This window comes from Sediminibacillus albus, assembly GCF_900101125.1.
GTDB classification, from domain to species: domain Bacteria; phylum Bacillota; class Bacilli; order Bacillales; family Amphibacillaceae; genus Sediminibacillus; species Sediminibacillus albus.
Map to the genome: position 1 here is coordinate 41,258 of NZ_FNFL01000005.1, position 18,375 is coordinate 59,632.

At 41.7% G+C, this 18,375-nt stretch carries 16 protein-coding genes; 4 read left to right on the forward strand and 12 right to left on the reverse strand.

Annotation, left to right across the window (positions count from 1 at the left end; all coding sequences use genetic code 11):
• Positions 1 to 55: 55 nt before the first annotated feature.
• From BLR93_RS13210 to mbcS, 4 genes are all read right to left on the reverse strand, one after another.
• Positions 56 to 916, reverse strand: coding sequence for a ComEC/Rec2 family competence protein (locus BLR93_RS13210; protein WP_175559363.1), 861 nt, complete (start codon positions 914 to 916; stop codon positions 56 to 58).
• 160 nt (positions 917 to 1,076) lie between these two features.
• On the reverse strand, positions 1,077 to 3,215 hold the full coding sequence (locus BLR93_RS13215) for an ATP-dependent Clp protease ATP-binding subunit (RefSeq protein WP_093215444.1): 2,139 nt from the start codon (positions 3,213 to 3,215) through the stop codon (positions 1,077 to 1,079).
• A gap of 385 nt (positions 3,216 to 3,600) precedes the next feature.
• Entirely contained in the window at positions 3,601 to 3,756 is a 156-nt protein-coding gene (locus tag BLR93_RS18105; RefSeq protein WP_175559364.1) for a hypothetical protein, read from the reverse strand.
• A 160-nt stretch (positions 3,757 to 3,916) separates the two neighbouring features.
• A complete protein-coding gene (mbcS, locus tag BLR93_RS13220) occupies positions 3,917 to 5,494 on the reverse strand; it encodes an acyl-CoA synthetase MbcS (protein ID WP_093215446.1) in 1,578 nt (525 codons plus the stop codon).
• Positions 5,495 to 5,843: 349 nt separating this feature from the next.
• Between mbcS and BLR93_RS13225 the strand changes: the two genes are divergently transcribed.
• The 3 genes from BLR93_RS13225 (at position 5,844) to BLR93_RS13240 (ending at position 10,603) form a co-directional block, all read left to right on the forward strand.
• Positions 5,844 to 6,242: a hypothetical protein gene (locus tag BLR93_RS13225; protein WP_093215449.1), complete on the forward strand. Its 399-nt coding sequence runs from the start codon at positions 5,844 to 5,846 to the stop codon at positions 6,240 to 6,242.
• 250 nt (positions 6,243 to 6,492) lie between these two features.
• The gene (locus tag BLR93_RS13230; protein ID WP_175559365.1) at positions 6,493 to 8,589 is read left to right on the forward strand and encodes a putative bifunctional diguanylate cyclase/phosphodiesterase; all 2,097 of its coding nucleotides are present in this window, start codon (positions 6,493 to 6,495) and stop codon (positions 8,587 to 8,589) included.
• A 628-nt stretch (positions 8,590 to 9,217) separates the two neighbouring features.
• The gene (locus BLR93_RS13240) at positions 9,218 to 10,603 is read left to right on the forward strand and encodes a C2 domain-containing protein (RefSeq protein WP_093215458.1); all 1,386 of its coding nucleotides are present in this window, start codon (positions 9,218 to 9,220) and stop codon (positions 10,601 to 10,603) included.
• 16 nt (positions 10,604 to 10,619) lie between these two features.
• Here BLR93_RS13240 and BLR93_RS13245 read toward each other — a convergent pair whose 3' ends face one another.
• The 5 genes from BLR93_RS13245 to BLR93_RS18110 all read right to left on the reverse strand — a co-directional run bounded on the left by BLR93_RS13245 (position 10,620) and on the right by BLR93_RS18110 (position 14,993).
• A complete protein-coding gene (locus tag BLR93_RS13245) occupies positions 10,620 to 11,492 on the reverse strand; it encodes a DNA-3-methyladenine glycosylase family protein (protein ID WP_093215461.1) in 873 nt (290 codons plus the stop codon).
• Positions 11,493 to 11,504: 12 nt separating this feature from the next.
• Positions 11,505 to 11,900 (reverse strand): VOC family protein, encoded by a 396-nt coding sequence (locus tag BLR93_RS13250; RefSeq protein ID WP_093215464.1) that lies wholly within the window; start codon positions 11,898 to 11,900, stop codon positions 11,505 to 11,507.
• A 566-nt stretch (positions 11,901 to 12,466) separates the two neighbouring features.
• On the reverse strand, positions 12,467 to 13,255 hold the full coding sequence (gene pdaA, locus BLR93_RS13255; protein WP_093215466.1) for a delta-lactam-biosynthetic de-N-acetylase: 789 nt from the start codon (positions 13,253 to 13,255) through the stop codon (positions 12,467 to 12,469).
• 165 nt (positions 13,256 to 13,420) lie between these two features.
• Positions 13,421 to 14,725: a Na+/H+ antiporter family protein gene (locus BLR93_RS13260; RefSeq protein ID WP_093215834.1), complete on the reverse strand. Its 1,305-nt coding sequence runs from the start codon at positions 14,723 to 14,725 to the stop codon at positions 13,421 to 13,423.
• A 118-nt stretch (positions 14,726 to 14,843) separates the two neighbouring features.
• Positions 14,844 to 14,993 carry an SE1561 family protein gene (locus BLR93_RS18110; protein WP_175559366.1) on the reverse strand — a complete coding sequence of 50 codons (150 nt, stop codon included), beginning with the start codon at positions 14,991 to 14,993 and terminating at the stop codon, positions 14,844 to 14,846.
• A 182-nt stretch (positions 14,994 to 15,175) separates the two neighbouring features.
• Between BLR93_RS18110 and BLR93_RS13265 the strand changes: the two genes are divergently transcribed.
• A complete protein-coding gene (locus BLR93_RS13265; protein ID WP_093215469.1) occupies positions 15,176 to 16,060 on the forward strand; it encodes a mechanosensitive ion channel family protein in 885 nt (294 codons plus the stop codon).
• A 135-nt stretch (positions 16,061 to 16,195) separates the two neighbouring features.
• Here the strand turns inward: BLR93_RS13265 and BLR93_RS13270 are convergent, their stop codons facing one another.
• The 3 genes from BLR93_RS13270 to BLR93_RS13280 all read right to left on the reverse strand — a co-directional run bounded on the left by BLR93_RS13270 (position 16,196) and on the right by BLR93_RS13280 (position 18,292).
• Positions 16,196 to 16,996: a YfkD famly protein gene (locus BLR93_RS13270; protein ID WP_425440949.1), complete on the reverse strand. Its 801-nt coding sequence runs from the start codon at positions 16,994 to 16,996 to the stop codon at positions 16,196 to 16,198.
• Between the two features lie 192 nt (positions 16,997 to 17,188).
• The gene (locus BLR93_RS13275) at positions 17,189 to 17,809 is read right to left on the reverse strand and encodes a YczE/YyaS/YitT family protein (protein ID WP_245690157.1); all 621 of its coding nucleotides are present in this window, start codon (positions 17,807 to 17,809) and stop codon (positions 17,189 to 17,191) included.
• 90 nt (positions 17,810 to 17,899) lie between these two features.
• The gene (locus BLR93_RS13280; RefSeq protein WP_093215471.1) at positions 17,900 to 18,292 is read right to left on the reverse strand and encodes an OsmC family protein; all 393 of its coding nucleotides are present in this window, start codon (positions 18,290 to 18,292) and stop codon (positions 17,900 to 17,902) included.
• Positions 18,293 to 18,375: the final 83 nt, after the last annotated feature.

Sequence of the window (18,375 nt, forward strand, 5' to 3'; positions counted from 1 at the left end):
TGGCCATTTAGGTGGCCGGTCTTTTTTTATTACGATAATTGATTTTATAAAAAGCTTATTTGGTCAAAATCCGCTCTCCCCCTGCCACATCGACTCGATAGCTTTTTCCATCTGAAGCGATTACAATATCACCTGCTTTAGCAGTCGAGTAAACATTGGCCCCTACTAACTGCAAGCTATCGACGACCCGATTAACCGGATGGCCAAAATCATTATTAATGCTGTAGGATAAAATTGCTGTATCAGGAGTAACTTCCCGTAAAAACTCAAAGGATGTACTAGTATCTGACCCATGATGAGCCACTTTTAATATTTCTGCATCCAGCTTTTTTTGTTCCAGTAATTTTTTTTCCTGGGTTGTTTCAACATCTGCCATTAACAAAAAATCTATTTGGCCGTAGCTTAATGACAAGGCAATAGAAGATTGATTATTCGTTTTGAATGCGTTTTGGGTGTTCAGAATATGGATAGAAAGGTTAGGGTCAAGCCTGATATCTTCTTCTCCTTTTGCAATCGTCACGGGGATTTTATGCCTCTCAATCTGTTCTAAATAGTCAAAATAAGTAGAGGTAGTATATAATTTCCCGCTGTCCACTAACCGGCTCACTTTAAATTCCTTTAAAACTTTTACCAGGCCGCCGATATGATCGATATCTGGATGAGTGGCTACTACTAAATCCAGGGTGGTTATCCCATTTTGCTGCAAGTAAGAGGCTACTTTGCTGGCAGCCGAAGGCGGCCCTCCATCTACAAGCATCGTTCTGCCATTTGGAGTAATAATGAGAATGCTGTCCCCTTGCCCAACATCAATAAAATGGACTTCCAGACGCCCTTCCTGACCGGCGGCTTTATGCTGGATGGATAGAAAAGCAGTCACTTGCAGAACGATGATAACGGCAGCCAGGAGCCTTCTCAATGAAATCCCTCCTTTTTTATGGCAAGTCTTTATTAGATTTAGGAATAATCCCCGCTTTTATTCTCGCTGCTTTCGTTTTGAAGGAATGAAATCCTGTTGGCTGCTCCTGTGATCAACAAAAAAAATCGGCCTCCGATAAGGAGGCCGATGCCAATTTCTATTATGCTTTTGTGACCTGAATTTGATTATCGATTAATTCTACTCTGATGGTATCGATAGCTTCTTCTTCCAATACCAGGTCGGTAATGCCATCTTCGACTTTTTCCTGGATAACCCGGCGCAGCGGCCTTGCTCCGAAGCGTGGATCATAACCTTGATCAGCCAAGTATTTTTTCGCCTGTTCGGACACAGTAATAGACAATCCCTCTTCTTGCAGCGTTTCCGTTAATTCGCCAATCATTAAGTCGACGATTTGGATAAGATCAGATTCGTGTAATTCATTGAATGGAATGATCGCATCGAATCTGTTTAGAAACTCTGGTTTGAAGTAGGCGCTGAGTTTTTCCAAGGTAGAAACAGCATCACTGGCATTGCTGGTGAATCCGACGGATACTTGTTTATCCCCAGTTCCCGCATTGCTTGTCATAATGATAACTGTTTCCTTAAAGCTTACTCTTCGTCCATGGCTGTCTGTCAAATGGCCATCCTCCATGATTTGCAGGAACATGTTTTGTACATCTGGATGGGCCTTTTCAATTTCATCGAGCAAAATCAAGCTGTAGGGGTTTCGGCGAACTCGCTCGGTCAGTTGTCCTGCTTCCTCATGGCCTACATAGCCAGGAGGTGAACCGATAATTTTAGAGACGGAGTGCTTCTCCATGTATTCACTCATATCTAGACGGATTAGGGATTCCTTCGTACCGAAAAGCTCTTCCGCGAGTGCCTTGGTAAGCTCTGTTTTCCCTACACCGGTTGGTCCGACGAACAAGAATGAACCAATCGGCCGGTGTTTGGATTTTAACCCTGCTCTGCTGCGGCGAACTGCTTTTGCTACTTTTTCAACCGCTGTTTCTTGGCCGATCACTTTTTCAGACAAGTGTGTGGCAAGGTACTTCATTTTCTCTTGTTCGTCGGCTTGAATTTTCCGGACAGGGATGCCCGTTTTTTCTTCGACAAGCAACTGAATGTCTTCCACCGTTACTTCGGCCGTTGGTTCTTCAACCGCTTCATCCAGCTGTTTTTCCAGTTTTATTTCTTGATGCCTTAGGTTCGCAGCACGTTCATAGTCCTCTTTTTCAGCTGCTTCCAGCTTTTCTTTATGAATTTCATCTAAGTGCTGCTGGATTGTATCTTTATCGGACGCTGAATGAGCAAGATTCAAACGAGCGCCTGCTTCATCCATTAGATCAATTGCCTTGTCCGGCAAGAAACGGTCCTGCAGGTAGCGCTGGGAAAGGGTTACCGCACCCCGAATAGCCTCTTCTGAAAAGCTGACTTGATGGTAACTTTCATACCGTTCTTGTAAGCCTTGCAAGATCTGTACTGCTTCCTCAGTGCTCGGTTCCTTCACAATAATCGGTTGCAAACGGCGTTCTAAGGCCGCATCTTTCTCAATTTTTCTGTATTCCTTCAGCGTAGTGGCGCCGACTAACTGCAGCTCACCTCTGGCAAGGGCAGGCTTAAGAATGTTGCCCGCGTCCATTTGCGAACTTTCAGCTGTTCCTGCCCCGACTAGCTGATGAATTTCATCCACAAACAAAATTACATTTTTTCTATTTTGCAATTCTGAAACTAAACGCTTCATTCGCTCTTCAAATTGTCCTCTCATCCCTGTGTTTGCTACAAGGGAAGCGACATCAAGCAAATAAATTTCTTTATTCATCAATTTCGCAGGGACATTTCCTTCTGCGATTTTTAAAGCCAGGCCTTCGGCAATAGCTGTTTTACCTACACCAGGCTCACCGATAAGCACCGGGTTGTTTTTATTCCTTCTGTTTAATGTCTCAATCACACGCTTCACTTCGTTTTGGCGGCCGATGACGGGATCGATCAAGCCTGCCTTAGCGGCATTGGTCAGATTGCTGCCAAGCTCGTCCAGCAGTCCACCGCCTTTTCCGCCTGTGGTTTGCTGCTGCGCTTGACCTCCAGCTTGCTGGAACCCTGATTCAAATGGGGATTCCCCGCCAAAGAAATTATTGAAATCCATACCGCCCTGATTAAAGAAGCCAGACGGGTTTTTAGCACTATTCTTTATATCCTGAAAACAAGTTTCACATAAATTCATTTGTTGTGTTTGATTATTAAATCGAAGGTTTACGTTGATTTTTGCTTCACGAACTCCACAATTTTGACATTGCATATTCGCTTTCCTCCTTCAAAAATAAGGTGAATAGTTCGGTCTTTGACTTTGACTATCTTTGACCTTAATCATATTATAGTTTGACTATCTTTGACTTTCAACCCCCAAATTAGAATTTTTATAAATAAATTTCACTTTTTATTTTAAAAACATGTCCTAATTAGGAATTAAAACTCTAGTCATCAAACTTATACCCATTACTTTATTGCTTTAATCAAAATTAGTCAAAGAAATGGTTTTTTCTCAATTAGGAGCAGCCATTTAACGAGTTTACATATATTACGAACGGGGGTTGATTGGATTTTCACGATAAAAAAACCATTCCGCCGGGAATGGTTTTAACAGCTGTCCGCTGATTATATATGAATGCTTTCGGATGCAAAAATTAATTATTACTAGAAGAATCTGCCCATCCATTTTTATCTGCTTCAGTAGCAGGATTTTCTTCATCTATCTGAAGCGGCCCAAAAACTTTTAATGGGATTAATATTAATATAGAAGTTACTAAAAGGATCCAACCTAGCTCTTTTAAAAATTTCACTATTCTCCTCCTATTAGCTTTCTACTTTTCTATAGCATATCACATACTCTATCAATAGAAAACTTTTCAATAAACGAGAGAATGATAGCTGGTTAGAATCCTCGGCCTTGTAAAACAAGGAAGAACAATCTTTGCCCAGCAGAATTGTCCTTCCTAACAATTATTGATTGTTTTTTTCTTTTTGCCTTAATTCAATTCTGCGGATTTTGCCTGAAGAAGTTTTCGGCAGTTCTTCTATGAATTCTATTTTTCTAGGATATTTGTACGGTGCTGTCCATTTTTTGGTATGATCCTGTAATTGTTTAACTAAGCTATCATCGGATTTATCATATTGAGGCTGGAGAACGACAAATGCCTTTACGACATTGCCCCTGACTGGGTCCGGGCTCGCTACCACAGCACACTCTTTTACTGCTTTATGCTTAATCAGTGCATCTTCTACTTCGAACGGCCCTATAGTATAACCAGAGCTGACAATGATATCATCGCTTCTTCCTTCAAACCAGAAATAACCGTCTTCATCGATAGAAGCCTGGTCCCCAGTTACATAGAAATTTCCACGCAGTGATTTCTTTGTTCTTTCCGGATCTTTATAATACTCTTTAAACAATGCCGGCGTATCTAACGGGATAGCAATATCTCCTACTTTTCCAACGGCAACAGGCTGGCAATCCTCATCGATTAATTGTACATCATTCCCTGGTGTAGGTTTTCCCATCGAACCAGCTTTGACTTCCATTCCTTTCAGGAATCCAAGCAGCAAGGTGTTTTCGGTTTGGCCATAACCATCTCTGACAGTGATATCAAAGTATTTTTCGAACGTATCAATCACTTCACGGTTGAGCGGCTCTCCTGCTGATACGGCACTATGGAGATTGCTTAGCGAATATCTGTCAAGGTTATCCAATTTAGCCATCAAGCGATATTCTGTCGGAGTACAGCAAAGCACATTTACTTGATGCTTTTCCAGTAAAGATAAGTAGGTTTTTGCTTCGAACTTTCCGTCGTAAACAAGTCCGGTTGCACCGGAACCTAATACTGACAATAACGGACTCCATACCCACTTTTGCCAGCCTGGGGCTGCTGTTGCCCAGACAACATCGCCATCTTTAATCGCCAACCAGTTTTCTGAAGCAGTCTTTAAATGAGCATAGCCCCACCCATGCGTGTGGACGACACCTTTGGGATTGCCGGTAGTTCCCGATGTATAAGGAAGAAACGCAACGTCATCTCTTGTAGTAGGTGTCATTTCCAATTGATCGCTGGCTTCGCTTTTAAGAAGATCCATACTTCTCCAGCCGTCCACCTCGCCGCCGACAGAGAATTTAACTAGTTCATCAAACTCGTTAATCTCTTTAAATTGATCAACGTACGGGTAGTAGCTGATAATGCCGGAGACCTCGCCATGTGTTACCCGGTATTGCAAGTCCTTCGTCCGCAGCATTTCTGAACTCGGAATAATAATGATGCCGGTTTTCAAAGCTGCTATGTATATCTGATAGGATTCGATAAGGCGAGGCATCATCACTAATACTTTATCACCCTTTTTCAAACCGTTTTCCAAAAGGACATTTCCAATTTTATTGACGTTTGATAGCAATTCCTGATAAGTCGTTTTCTTCTGGCTTCCTTCACTGTTTTCCCAAATCAGTGCGTTCCTTTCAGGGCCATTGGCAAACTTTTCGATTTCCATCGCAATGTTGTAACGTTCAGGAGCGATTAATTCTTTTTTATCCATGCTATCATCCCTTATCTTTTTTAGTATCTGGTGCTAATTTCTAGTCATTATACCAATTACTAATCTATATGAAAAGCAAGAAAACTTATGACATCTATAAAGAACGATACAAGGGCAATCAGATCGCTCTACTAATCTGCTGAAGGGCTATTTGGCAGATAGTGAAGGATGCAGACCTGGGACAATACACACAAAAAAATATTTTTTGAAAAATTCACGTTTGCGAATAGGAAAATCCGTGAATTAAATTAGAAAATCAAGTGATAACCAGGTAAAGAGCTGCCTCCCCCCCTGCTAAGCACTTGCCCCAAAACTTGATTTAAAATGAGATGAATGGTGAGTGATACTATTGAAAATCCGACTTCTTTCCCTTTTGCTATTGTCTTTCGTTTTGACTGCCTGTGCTACGACCAAGTCTGAAGAAGACCCGCCGAATAGCGATGGCCTCCATAATCAGGCTTATCCAAATGTAGAACAAATTTTGAGCAAGAATGAAAACGTCGATATTTTTCAATGGAATAAACGGATTTATCAAACAAACGTTGATTCTATTGAAAATAGCGAGTTATCCAAACAGGAATTGTTAGGAACGATTGAATCGGTCTATCAAGAAGGCGTGGATTTTGCTGATAGAATGGCAACCAAACTGCCGGAAGGAACCAAAATATATGCTACTGACCAAACCGGAATCTTGATCGCAGAATATGACGGAGAAACCAAACGATATTTGGCAATGATTGAGGATTAAAATATATAGAAGAACAGCTCCTAATTCGACCAAGGGGACTGTTCTTTTTTTATTGGGCGAAACAACGAAAATATGACATTTTTCTACAAATTCCATTTCTAAATTTCATTTTCTATATTATAATAGTAGAAATTTACCTAACTTGAATTTTTCCAATTAAAAATAGGGGTGATGGAATGGCAATTGACTTGAAAATGAACAGCAGCGCTCCCTTGAACAGAAATAGTATATTAAAGGTGTCTCTATGGTAATGAAAACGGATACACTGACCGCACTAGGAACAAACGATGACAAGCCAAGCGGTTCGATGCTGGTAGAGTTGCTGGACCACATAGAAGGATGGGAATACAAACAAAACAGTCAGGAAATAATCCTTTCAGACGCTTTCCACAAGCTCCTTAAAACAAACCAAGTTGGAAAAACGTTACCGGCAGCAGCGGTAACCACACTTATTCATCGGGAAGACCGTCGCCATGTCATCCGCACTTTCTTAGCAGCCCTTAAAGAAAAAGCGGTATTTCGAGCAGATTTCCGTTTGGTTGTCCAAAGCCAGGTTATCTATTTGCGTGTCGTTGGGGAAACCATTATAAACAAACAACGATCGGTAAGAATGATCGGTGTTGTCCAGGATGTCAGTAATCTGTTATCGGTCAAACAGCAGCTGAAAGAAGAGCAACAACAGTCTAAGTACATATTCGACCAACTCAACTCAGTAATTTGGATGAAATCTCTACAGGATAGAAAGATTAATTATATCTCAAAAGGCTGTAACAAATTGTTTGGTTACCAAAGGGATCAATTTTTGGAGAATTATTCCTTGTGGGAAAAGAGCGTCCATCCAGAGGATAAACAAGTGGTAGCTGCAAAACAAAAGCTCCTCTCAGAAGGGCAGCCTCTCTCCCATCAATATCGGATTATAACCAGTGATGGGCAAATCAAATGGGTGCATGACCAAACGATTCCTAATAAAAATGCTGACGGAACAATCAGCTATCTCTTCGGTATGGTGACAGATATAAGCGAGGAGAAAGCGATGGAGGAAAGGTTATCCTACATGGTAAACCATCACCCTCTGACAAACTTGCCAAACCGGAACGTATTGGACAAACGTTTGAACAAATTAATAAAAGAAGACAACGATCCGTTTGCTTTGCTTTATTTGGACCTGGATAAGTTCAAAGTAATCAACGACTCTCTCGGGCACAAGTTCGGTGATAAAGTATTGCAGGTAGTCGCCGGGAAATTGCAGACTGCAGCGCCCGATAACGGATTAGCCGTTTGTATGGAAGGCAATGAGTTTGTTCTGCTTCTGGATAAGTATACCAGTAAGAAAGATGTTTTCCGTTTTGCCGAGCATATCATCCAATTAATCGAGTCTACAATGGACATTGAAGGCTATGAGCTGCATATTAAAGCGAGCATCGGCATCAGCTTTTACCCTGATAATGGTTCAGATAAAGAACAACTGCTCCATAACGCACATCGGGCTTTATTTCACGTCAAGAAGTCAAACGACTACAGCTATCATAGTTATTCCTCTTCCAACGGCTTTTCTTCCTTTACTTCTCATTTTCTTGAAGAAGAAATGCGGGCAGCAATCGCAAGGGAAGAATTCGAATTACATTACCAGCCAAAGGTCGGCACCACTGGTAAGTTGCTCGGAGGCGAAGCACTGATACGGTGGAACCACCCAAAGTTCGGCCGGGTTTCCCCTGGTGAGTTTATTCCGTTTGCAGAGGAGAATCATTTAATCAATGAAATTGGGGACTGGGTAATCCAAACAGTTTGCCGGCAGCTGGGGGAATGGCGGGATAAAGGGTTTGCTCTCTATCCAATTTCCATTAATATTTCCCCCATGCGATTTATGAAAAAAGGATTAGTTGAATTAATCGAGAAAAATCTTGATACGTTTCAAATTCCAGCTGAATTGATTGTTTTGGAGATTACTGAAAGCACTTTGCTAAAAAATGAAAAGGTAGTCATCAAAACGTTAGAAAAGCTAGGAAAGTTGGGCATCAAGATTGCCATTGATGATTTTGGAACTGGATATGCTTCGTTAACCTATTTAAAAGAGTTTCAGGCAGATATCTTAAAAATCGATCAATCGTTTATCCGGAATTTAGGAAATAACCGGCAAAAAGATAATGCGATCGTCTCTTCGATTTGTCATATGGGCAAAGCTCTCGGAATGACAGTGGTTGCTGAAGGGGTCGAAGAACAAGAACAGTTGGAATTGTTAGCAGAGTTTTTTTGTGACGAAATCCAAGGATACTTATTTTCCAAACCTTTGCCCGCAGCTGGTTTTGAAAAAGTACTAGGTGACGGGCGCCTGCAGTCAGGAAAATAGTCGTTATTTGGAAAAATGTATCAGCAAGAGGAGGTTGGGACATAACATACATCCACTTGCCAAAACTGAACGATAACAGCATATAAATTTTAAAAGGCTATCTTTAAGCAATCGATCCAATGACGCAATGGTTGTAAATGGCGATGTAACGGTAGGCGATTCTTTAATAGTATCGGATAAGCATTTTTGTACTGCTGAAAACAGTACGCTGACTTTTCAGCGGTGGAAATCCACGGAGACTCCTGCTGGGGGAAAGGCCTCGGTGAGACCCCGCAGAGCGCAAGCTCGAGGAGGCTCACCAGCCGCCCGCGGAAAGCGTAGTGTATTTCCGCAGCGATCGTCATGCAAGGGATGAACAGTCCATCAGTGCAGGCATAGAAGGAAGAAATAGAGTTGTCACTGTGTCCGCAGGGTATATGAAACATTCAAAAAGAAAAAACGAAGGGGTACGAATCCTAAGGATTTCGAATTATCGTTTGATTTTTGCTTTAGCCCCTATACTTTTGTCCCAACCTCTTTTATTATCCTTATTTTGATTTTTTGTAAAGAATAATACACCTGACAACATTTCAGGCAGAATTAGACAGCTGTTTTATGTTATGCTATAAGCAAATAAGGAGGGACTGGCATGCAAACCAAAACTGTTACTTTGATGGTGAATAAGAAAACTCTCGACTTGATACCCAAACAGATGTATATTTACCGTTCATGCAAAATTATTGAAGCTGTAGATGACGAACAGCATTATTACTACTTATTTGTCTATAAAGACAAGGCGTTCAACGGAGTTCGGGCTCGCCAGGTAAAATTAACCTCTTTTCTTCATAAGGCGATAGCCAAAGGGCTTAGCTTCTCCGGTGACCATCCACTGACACTCCATGTATTAACAACGCATCCTTCTTTTCGCACAATAAGCTTTAATCAACTTTACAAAAAACTCTCGTTGAAATATTCTCCACTCGAAACTGCATTAATTCTCACCCTGTTCGATGCCTTTATTTCCACCAAACAACTGAGCAGCCTGCTTAAAAAAACATATTATCAATACCGGCGCAATGGACAAATGCTAATGGCCTATAAAGTCCTCAATATTTATGCCGACTATGATCCCAATGATCCATTTGCCCACGATATGCTGAGCCAGCTCGATTTCCAAAATTATCAGTTGAAATATGCTAATCTAGAAAAACTTGTCCACCTCGATCCTGTCCATATGGAACAAGTCTGTTTTGACAAACTTGAGGAGCCTTCCTGCCATAACCTACTTATCGAATATCTTGCGGAGCAAGATCGCTGGCTCGATGAAATTGCCGTTAGATTGGCCATCCTTGGCGATTCTTCGTCAGAAGCTCATCAGGCAGCATTGATAAGCCTGATGAAAAAACATTTCACCGAAGAGGAAAGGTTGCAATTATATAAACAGCTTGCCTATCATCCGGCAGTGCCGGACGCCTTTTGCACAGAGTTAATGGACGGACTTCTAGAAGAAGACCAGTATGAAGCCGTTGTCGATTTACTAATCACCCGGAATCTAACACCGCTCCCCCATCAGCAGCAGCGGATAGCTGAATGCTTTTGCAAAGTTGATCTGCCAGTATTCCCTTCCCTTTTTGACCGTTTAAATGACCGTTTGATCGCCCTTTTTCCCACAGATAGCCAGACACTGGAACGGATAGTCATCCGTTGTATATCAGCATTTTTCCAAGACTATGAACTGGAAAAGATCAAGGATTGGCTGAAGCCATTCCACCAGCATGGCATTCATCTTCCAATTGAGCAAAAACTAAATAAAATGCAGCTTTTGCAAGAAGACCCTGAGCAGCAGGGTGCACTGGGTGAATTATACCTTTATTTTCATCAGCCCGAGAAATCGATTGATTGCTTTAAATGGGAGATGGAGTTAAAGCCGGAAGACCCTAAGCCAGTCCAATTATTATCAAAAGTATATTTAAGCATTGGAAATAAAGATGAAGCAGAAGCTTATCAGCAGCTTTATCTGCAAATGCAGCGATAGCATGGTTCGTCAGTTATCATTCAATGCTACGCCATAATGTCAATGAAGCATAACTTTGATAAGGCTGCCAGCCTTCGCTCATATTAGTGATTTCCGGAATCGTCGGCTTTCGGTCCATGTTAAAATAAAACTTCAAGGCATTTTGGATTCCAATATCAGCCTTGGGCAACAGGTCCCTTCTTCCTAATCCGAATAACAGCCAGTTCTCTGCTGTCCAAGGGCCAATACCCCTGATCTTCACTAAAGTATCTATGATTTGTTTGTCTGTTTGCTCAGCTAGTTCTGCTAAGTTCAATTGCCCGCTGGCAATCATTGCAGAGGTGTCTATCACATACTCCGCTTTGCGCTGGCTGAATTGCAGTTCCCGCAAATCTTGGTAGGACAGACCGGCAACCGTCGCGGGATACGGATAATACCAGACACCATTTTCGTATGTACCGTAAGCCTGCACAAACCGTGAGGTCAACGTATAAGCGAATTTCATGTTTAGCTGCTGGTGGATGATGCCCTTCATTAGTGAGAAATACAACCCAAAGTCTTTAACAACCGGTGTACCAGGATGCGCATAAAAAAGCTGCTCTAAATTAGTCCCGATAAAATGCTGATTAATTGCTGTAAAATCAACATTCCACTGAAATAAATCAATTACCTGTTTAATCAATACATCCTTCTTTTCTATGCTGTCTCCTGCTATCTCAAAAACAGGCTGCGAAGTACTCCCTTTTGCCGTGACAAGCACTTTATGCTTTTCGCCCTCCTCTTCAAACTCGACAGGAACAGCAACTTGCCGGTGCTCTAAATCAACATTGATTAAGGGATCCATCTTTAACCGCCGTAACGAATAATCAAAATCATAAATAGTATCTAATTTAACTGTTTCCTTCCACATAGTATCACTCCTTTATGTTGTCCTTTCAGGCGCAACCAGCTCGACCTTTATCCGGTCCGGATCTTCAAAATATACCGCGTAATGATCTTCTCCTCCGGCAAAAGGATGCTTATCCGCATAAAGAACAGGAATTTTACTTTCCTTCAGCTTCCTGGTTATTTGATCAACTTGTTCCCTTGATTCGGCATGGAAAGCAAGATGATTTAATCCAACTCGGCAGCGGTGATAAGCAACATCCATAAAACGTTCTTCTGCCTGGACGAACACCAAATAGGCAGCTTCGTATTTCCAGCTGGATCCGTTTTCCCACTCATGATACGGGGTATAACCGAGTTCCTCTAAAAACCACCCCCAGAACTTGCGACTTGCTTCTAGATTGGAGACATATACTTCCACATGATGCAACATTCCGTTCACCCGCCCTGACTATGTATTTCTTATAGTATATAAGAAAATTACGTGTTGCTGTTAATGGTTTACGGAATATTTCCCCATTTATCATAAAGCTTTCTTCAGGCTCGTGCGGTTCCTACGTATTCTGCCTGCGCTGATACGGCTGTTCTTACTACCTGCCATGACGACCGCGATTTGAATCATAAGCATTTGTGTACTGCTGAAAACAGTAAGCAAACATTCAGCAGAGGAAATCCACGGAGACTCCTGCGGGAGGAAAGGCCTCGGTGAGACCCCGCAGAGCGCTAGCTCGAGGAGGCTCACCAGCCGCCCGCGGAAAGCGTAGTGTATTTCCGTAGCGCCGTACTAACCTTTATCCCCGGAAGAAGCCGTGCCCACAGAAAGCGAAGCACTCTGCTGGGACCCAACCTTGTTAGAAGGAAAAATAGAGTTGTCACTATGTCCGCAGGTTATATGAAGCAGTCCAAAAGAAAAATCGAACGAGTTCGAATGTTAAGGATTTCGAATCATCGTCCGATTTTTGCTTTGGCCGCTATCCTTTTGCCCCAACCTCCTTGCTTTTACAATCCTAATAAAGGGGCGGGAAGCATGTCCTTCATCACTAAATCATCCAGACTTTTAAACGTGTATCCTTGCTTTCGCAAATCGTCTATTAAGTATTCCAAAGCTTCGGCATTATCTTCTGAAACGGTATGCAATAAGATGACGGCCCCAGGATGAATTTGATTAATTACTTGCTGATAAGCTGACTGCCATCCTTTTTGATTGTTCGTATGCCAATCAACAAATGCCAAGGACCAAAACATATGGAAATAGCCTAACTCATTTGCCCACTGTATTGTCTGTTCATTAAAAGTTCCTTTCGGGGGCCTGACATACTGCATTGATTTTTGATCGGTAATTTCAGCAACTGCTGATTCCAGTTTGTCTAATTCCTTTTTTAATTTTTGTTTAGATAAAGTGGTGAAATCAGGGTGGTAGTAAGAATGATTGCCGACAATATGCCCTTCCTCAGCCATTCGTTTTACTAGTTCCGGACTGCTTTCCACATAATGGCCGGTAACAAAGAACGCTGCCGGTACATCTCTTTTCTTAAGCACATCCAATATTTTTCCTGTGTAGCCTTGTTCATAACCATTGTCGAACGTTAAGTAAACAACCTTGTCCCCCGATTGGTCGAGGTAATACCCGCCGTTTTCCTCCAGTATTTGTCCGTATTTCCCTACTTCCGGCGGCTGTCCATCATTATTCTTTTTATATCCCCAGCCATAGGCATCAGCCTGGTTTTCACTGGGGTGTAACATCATAAAACATAATAAAGCGAGCATTGTTAAATAATACTTTTTCATTTAATCACCCAGATTCTTTTTGCTTTATTTTTTCTTCAGGAATTCATTTTATGCGGGCTGTTGTGCCTCAATATTTTCCTTCTTTCATTCTTCCAGGAAAACATAACAAAAAAAAGACGGCTGTTCTTGGCACTCCAAGACAGCCGTCTTTTGTTAGCACGTTTCTTATAAGATTACTGCAGCAATCCACCCGAAAATAAATAAAGGTATATTGTAATGGATAAAGGTAGGAACACAAGTATCCCAAATGTGATTGTGTTTACCATCTGCATTAAGGCCTGCCGTAGGCCCAAGCGTACTATCAGAAGCAGGAGAACCTGCGTCACCCAAGGCACCCGCTGTACCGATCAAAGCGGCCGTAGCCATCGGAGAAAAACCGGCAGCAACACAAATTGGCACATACAACGCTGCAAGGATAGGAACTGTTCCAAAGGATGATCCAATCCCCATGGTCACTACCAGGCCAACAAGAAGCAGTACAAACGCTACAACAGCTTGATTATCGCCTAACAGCGCAGAGGAGACCTCCACTAAACCTGTAACAGATCCTGTTTCCTGCAGAATGTGGCCAAAGCCCGAAGCAACGAGCATGACAAAGGCGATGGTTCCCATCATAGCGACTCCTTCACTAATAACGTTATCCCCTTTATTAAACGGAACAACAAAGAAAAGAAACATTAGAACAAGGCCTGTAAGTGCACCGATGATCAAATTATCTGTATATATCTGCGCAACTAATGCAGCAATAATTGCCGCCAGTGTAAGGGCGTGCTGCTTGTTAAAGGATATATTCCCGCTTTCCTGTGAAGCAATAGTAAACTCCTCTCCCGCCGGAATTGGTTCCTTGCCTTTTCGATACGTAATGAAAACAGCAACCAATAAACCGATTATCATTCCGGAGCCGGGAATTAACATCGCTAATGCAGCCTCGTTCATTGTCAGGTCTGCCCCGTTGTTAACCATCCCATTGACAATTGTCTGGTGAAATAATATTCCATAACCGGCGGGAATCATAATATAAGGAGCCTTCAGCCCGAACGTTAAGGCAGCCGCAACCCCGCGGCGGTCTACTTTCATCTGGTCAAACAACTTCAATAAAGGCGGGATCAAGATAGGAATAAATGCGATATGGACTGGAACGACATTTTGCGATAACGATGCAATACCAGCAATCGCCAGCAGCATAATCGTCTTTTTGCCTGTCAACATTTTAATAAGATAATTAACTAATAAGTTCGTGATCCCTGTGTAGCTTATTGCCACGGCAAAAGCACCTAACAATACATAACTCAGCGCTGTACTGGACTGTCCGCCCATGCCTGCGACAAGCATTTCGACTGCTTCTACAGGCGACAGACCTGCTAACAATCCGGCTGTCAGTGCTGCAGCAATGATGGCTATAATTACATTCACGCGCAATAAACTAAGCACGGTCATGACTAATACCGAGAAAATTACAACCCACATAATAAATATATCTCCTTCCAAGATTGTTAAATCGGACTTTATCACTCTACCATTTTACCATAGTAAAGGATTGTTACAAAAAAATCAACCGGTATTTTATATTACCGGTTTTTGGTAACAGTTACTTTAAGTTATTTTCCATTTTGTCCAGGATACTCAATAATTGGTCGATATCTTCTACAGATGTCTCCTCAGGCTTCATATTTTCAAGCCTGGTCATAAAACCAGCTAAATGTATCTTCAGTTGTTCAACCTTTTCTTGATCTGCCATTTGCTAATACTCCTTTAATTGGGCAAAACATAACTGACCGTTTTGCTTTTCCTCTATCTTCTGTAAAAAATGCATCTTCTATGCTAACTGAAAACGACCTAGCTGTCCATTCTTTCTTCATTTAGCCTCGATGGATGGAAAAATGCTATAATACGAGGGAATATTAAGTCGGAGGTATTTATATGACAATAAATGATATTTGGAACGTAATTGACGGTTTTTCAAAAAACCCGATTATCGATAACAGTTTCAGCAAAATTATAATAGGTGCTATTGTAACACTGCTGCTAGTATTTATTTTAAGAAAGATGATTCACTCTTTCTTTAAACGAACCGATTTTATTGAGGAAAAGAAAGAACGAACGATTGAATCCATGCTTAATTCGATTATTAAATACATTGCCACCTTTGGTTTTATAGTGTACGTCTTAGGCTTGTTCGATATTAATGTTGGAAGTATTCTGGCAGGGGCTGGTGTGATCGGAATCATTGTCGGTTTTGGAGCCCAGAGTCTTGTAAAGGATCTGCTGGCAGGCGTCTTTTTATTATATGAGAAGCAGCTTGGAAAAGGAGACTGGATTAAAGTTAACAATAGCTTTGAAGGGATTGTCGAAGACGTCGGCCTCCGGTTTTTAAAGGTACGCCAGTGGTCAGGTAAACTGGCAACCATCAGCAACGGCCAAATCAATACGATAGAAAATTACAATATAGAGGAAATGCGGGTTATCGAGAACGTGAGTGTCAGTTTTTATGAAGACCCGAAAAAGATTTTCGCTATCCTGGAAGACACAGTTGACCGTTTAAACAACGAGTTAGAAGCTTATCTTAAAAAGGATTTGGCAGGGAACCCTGTCGAACCATTTCAGCTTTACGGGATGTCCTCGTTAAATGATCAGTATCGCGGTTATCAATATACGGTCACTGGTCTGTGTAATGACCTGCTCTACTTCACGGCTGCAAAAGAAACACGACGAATTCTGGCGGAAGCGATGTATAACAATAATATCCTGATGGCTGAACAGCAGGTAACCTACCGTAATCTGCCGCAAAACAAAAATCAGGGATAATACTCCAATAAACTTGTAGGAAAAAACACCTTCTGCAAGTTTTTTTCTTTTCATTAGAAGAAAACTCCCTCCAGGCTTCGTTTTAAATAAAATCAAGGCTGTCGAGAAAGCCTCGGCAGCCTTGATTTTATTTACCTATTTCATCTGGAAGGAAAACGATACATGATCCTGGACAGGAATCCATGCACCGATTCCTTGCTTTGTTACATTTTTTACGACAATCCGTTTTTTCGAGCCTTTTAATTCTAAATATACTTCTCCGAATGTGACTTGCCCCTTCTCATTGACTGCCGGAGCATAGGCATCCAGGAACCCAATTTTTTCGCTGGCGACTCCGTATGAGTTGCTTGTCTTGGTTCCTTTGCCGATCACTGTATGGAAGGAGAGCGGCAGCTCGGTATTTTCTTTTGCGTGGTACAGCATCATTCTTTTCACTTGGTCAGCGTTCGTAATTTTCGCTGTCAATGCACCTTTTATGTGCTTTTCCTCTTCCTGGCTATAATTCATTGTTTTTTGGGCGTCGCCGCCGATATTATTTAATTGATTGGTATTTATTTTTTGATATTCCCAATTCGGCGTCGTTTCCGCTGACTTATAATTCAGCGGCCAATGTCCCATATAAACCATGCCGCGGTACCCAATTGCCAGCGGAGACGGCTTTAATGTTGTTTCATTTAACAGCTTGATTAAATCAGGGTTTTCTATTTTCACTTCTGAAGCTTCCATTAGTTCCTTTGCCAGCTTACTTGGCTCAAGAATGGCTTCATCTTTTGAAGAATTCGGATACGTATTTTCCTTCGATACATTGAGTACATGGCTCGGAATATTACTTTTTTTCTGCTCTTTTTCGTGTTTTTTTCCTTCAGCCTGAGCGAATACAGGAAACATAACTACCATGATGCAAAAAATTGCTACTACCCTTGTCAGCTTGTTCAATGCGCCCAATCCTTTCAAGTTTTCCTTAGTATTTCACGGAAATTGGTTGTTATGCACCGTAGAAAGACATAAGAAAAAACCCGGCATACCGCCAGGTTTTCCAGCTTGCAGATAAACCCCTCTGGTTTGCTACAAGCTTTTTTATTTTACACTCGCGGGGTGTAGTGCCACTCACTTGCAAAACTATGCTTGTTAACTTGGCAGGAACACCCTCATCAGTTTTCTTGCTTTTGGTTCAAAGTATTGGATAGAAGGACCAATGAAAAGCAGAATTAAAATTGTTCCGATACCTACAGGCCCTCCGAGAATCAAAGCAGCCACCAAGGCAAGGCCTTCTGAAATGGTTTTAGCCGTAACCAGGCTAAAGCGCCAACGCTTTTGCAAAGACACCATCAGACCGTCAATTGGATTTAAAGACAGCTTGGGCTGCAAATACATAGAAACGCCAAACCCCAATATCAGCACACCAATCACGAGCATGGCAGCCTGATAAAACAGATGGTCCCTTCCCCAGTCAACCATTACATACAACAGCCAAAAGTCAATCATCATACCAACGATAAAAATCGTTAACAAAGCAAAATAATCCGGTCTCTCTTTTGCAATAATAGCATTTAAAGCAATTAAAGCAATGCCAATGATGATCACCCAATTACCGACAGTCAATCCCGTTATAGCAGATAAACCGACATTGACGGCATCCCAGGCCCCTACACCTAAGTCAGCCTTAATTGTCAATCCTATCCCGAAAGATAATACAACCAAACCAATAATGTAAAAAAACAATCTTACTATGTATTCCCTTTTCATCATAAAATGGGCTCCTTCCAGCGAACAGCCTGCTGGCTAATTACTTCTCATTCAATAAGGACCTTGTTATCGCAACAACAAGGTCCTTTCATTTTATACGGATAGTTCAATGTATTCAAGGCTTTCTTCAATCACAATACTGTTTTCGACTGAGCGGATCATGGAACAATTTTTTCTTGCTGTCTGCAAATTTTTTTCTAGTTTTTCCTTGTCCAGTCCTTTTCCCTTCACAACATAACGAAGCTGGATTTTTTCAATCCGGTTTGCTTCCTCCGGGTTGCGTTCTACATCAGCGGTGATTTTCCAGTCTTCCATTTCCATTCGCTGTTTTTCCATAATCTTGCGGAACACCGACGCACTACAGCCGGCAATCGAGGAAACCATTAGTTGATAGGGGCGGAAACCATAGTCTTCATTGCCTGAAATGTTTAACTGACCATACTCAAACGATGTACGTACACCCTGATCTTTCAAATAAAAATCCATGCCGTCACTCCTTATTGATACATTTATTATTCATGTTCCCGTATTTAGGGATTTTTAACGTTAAAATCACAGGCTTAATAGGT

Bases quoted from the DNA above. Each gene is read 5' to 3' on its own strand.
- BLR93_RS13215 (WP_093215444.1), bottom strand. From the start codon at position 3,215: ATGCAATGTCAAAATTGTGGAGTTCGTGAAGCAAAAATCAACGTAAAC.
- mbcS (WP_093215446.1), bottom strand. From the start codon at position 5,494: ATGGATAAAAAAGAATTAATCGCTCCTGAACGTTACAACATTGCGATG.
- BLR93_RS13230 (WP_175559365.1), top strand. From the start codon at position 6,493: ATGAAAACGGATACACTGACCGCACTAGGAACAAACGATGACAAGCCA.
- BLR93_RS13240 (WP_093215458.1), top strand. From the start codon at position 9,218: ATGCAAACCAAAACTGTTACTTTGATGGTGAATAAGAAAACTCTCGAC.
- BLR93_RS13245 (WP_093215461.1), bottom strand. From the start codon at position 11,492: ATGTGGAAGGAAACAGTTAAATTAGATACTATTTATGATTTTGATTAT.
- BLR93_RS13250 (WP_093215464.1), bottom strand. From the start codon at position 11,900: ATGTTGCATCATGTGGAAGTATATGTCTCCAATCTAGAAGCAAGTCGC.
- pdaA (WP_093215466.1), bottom strand. From the start codon at position 13,255: ATGAAAAAGTATTATTTAACAATGCTCGCTTTATTATGTTTTATGATG.
- BLR93_RS18110 (WP_175559366.1), bottom strand. From the start codon at position 14,993: ATGGCAGATCAAGAAAAGGTTGAACAACTGAAGATACATTTAGCTGGT.
- BLR93_RS13265 (WP_093215469.1), top strand. From the start codon at position 15,176: ATGACAATAAATGATATTTGGAACGTAATTGACGGTTTTTCAAAAAAC.
- BLR93_RS13275 (WP_245690157.1), bottom strand. From the start codon at position 17,809: ATGATGAAAAGGGAATACATAGTAAGATTGTTTTTTTACATTATTGGT.
- BLR93_RS13280 (WP_093215471.1), bottom strand. From the start codon at position 18,292: ATGGATTTTTATTTGAAAGATCAGGGTGTACGTACATCGTTTGAGTAT.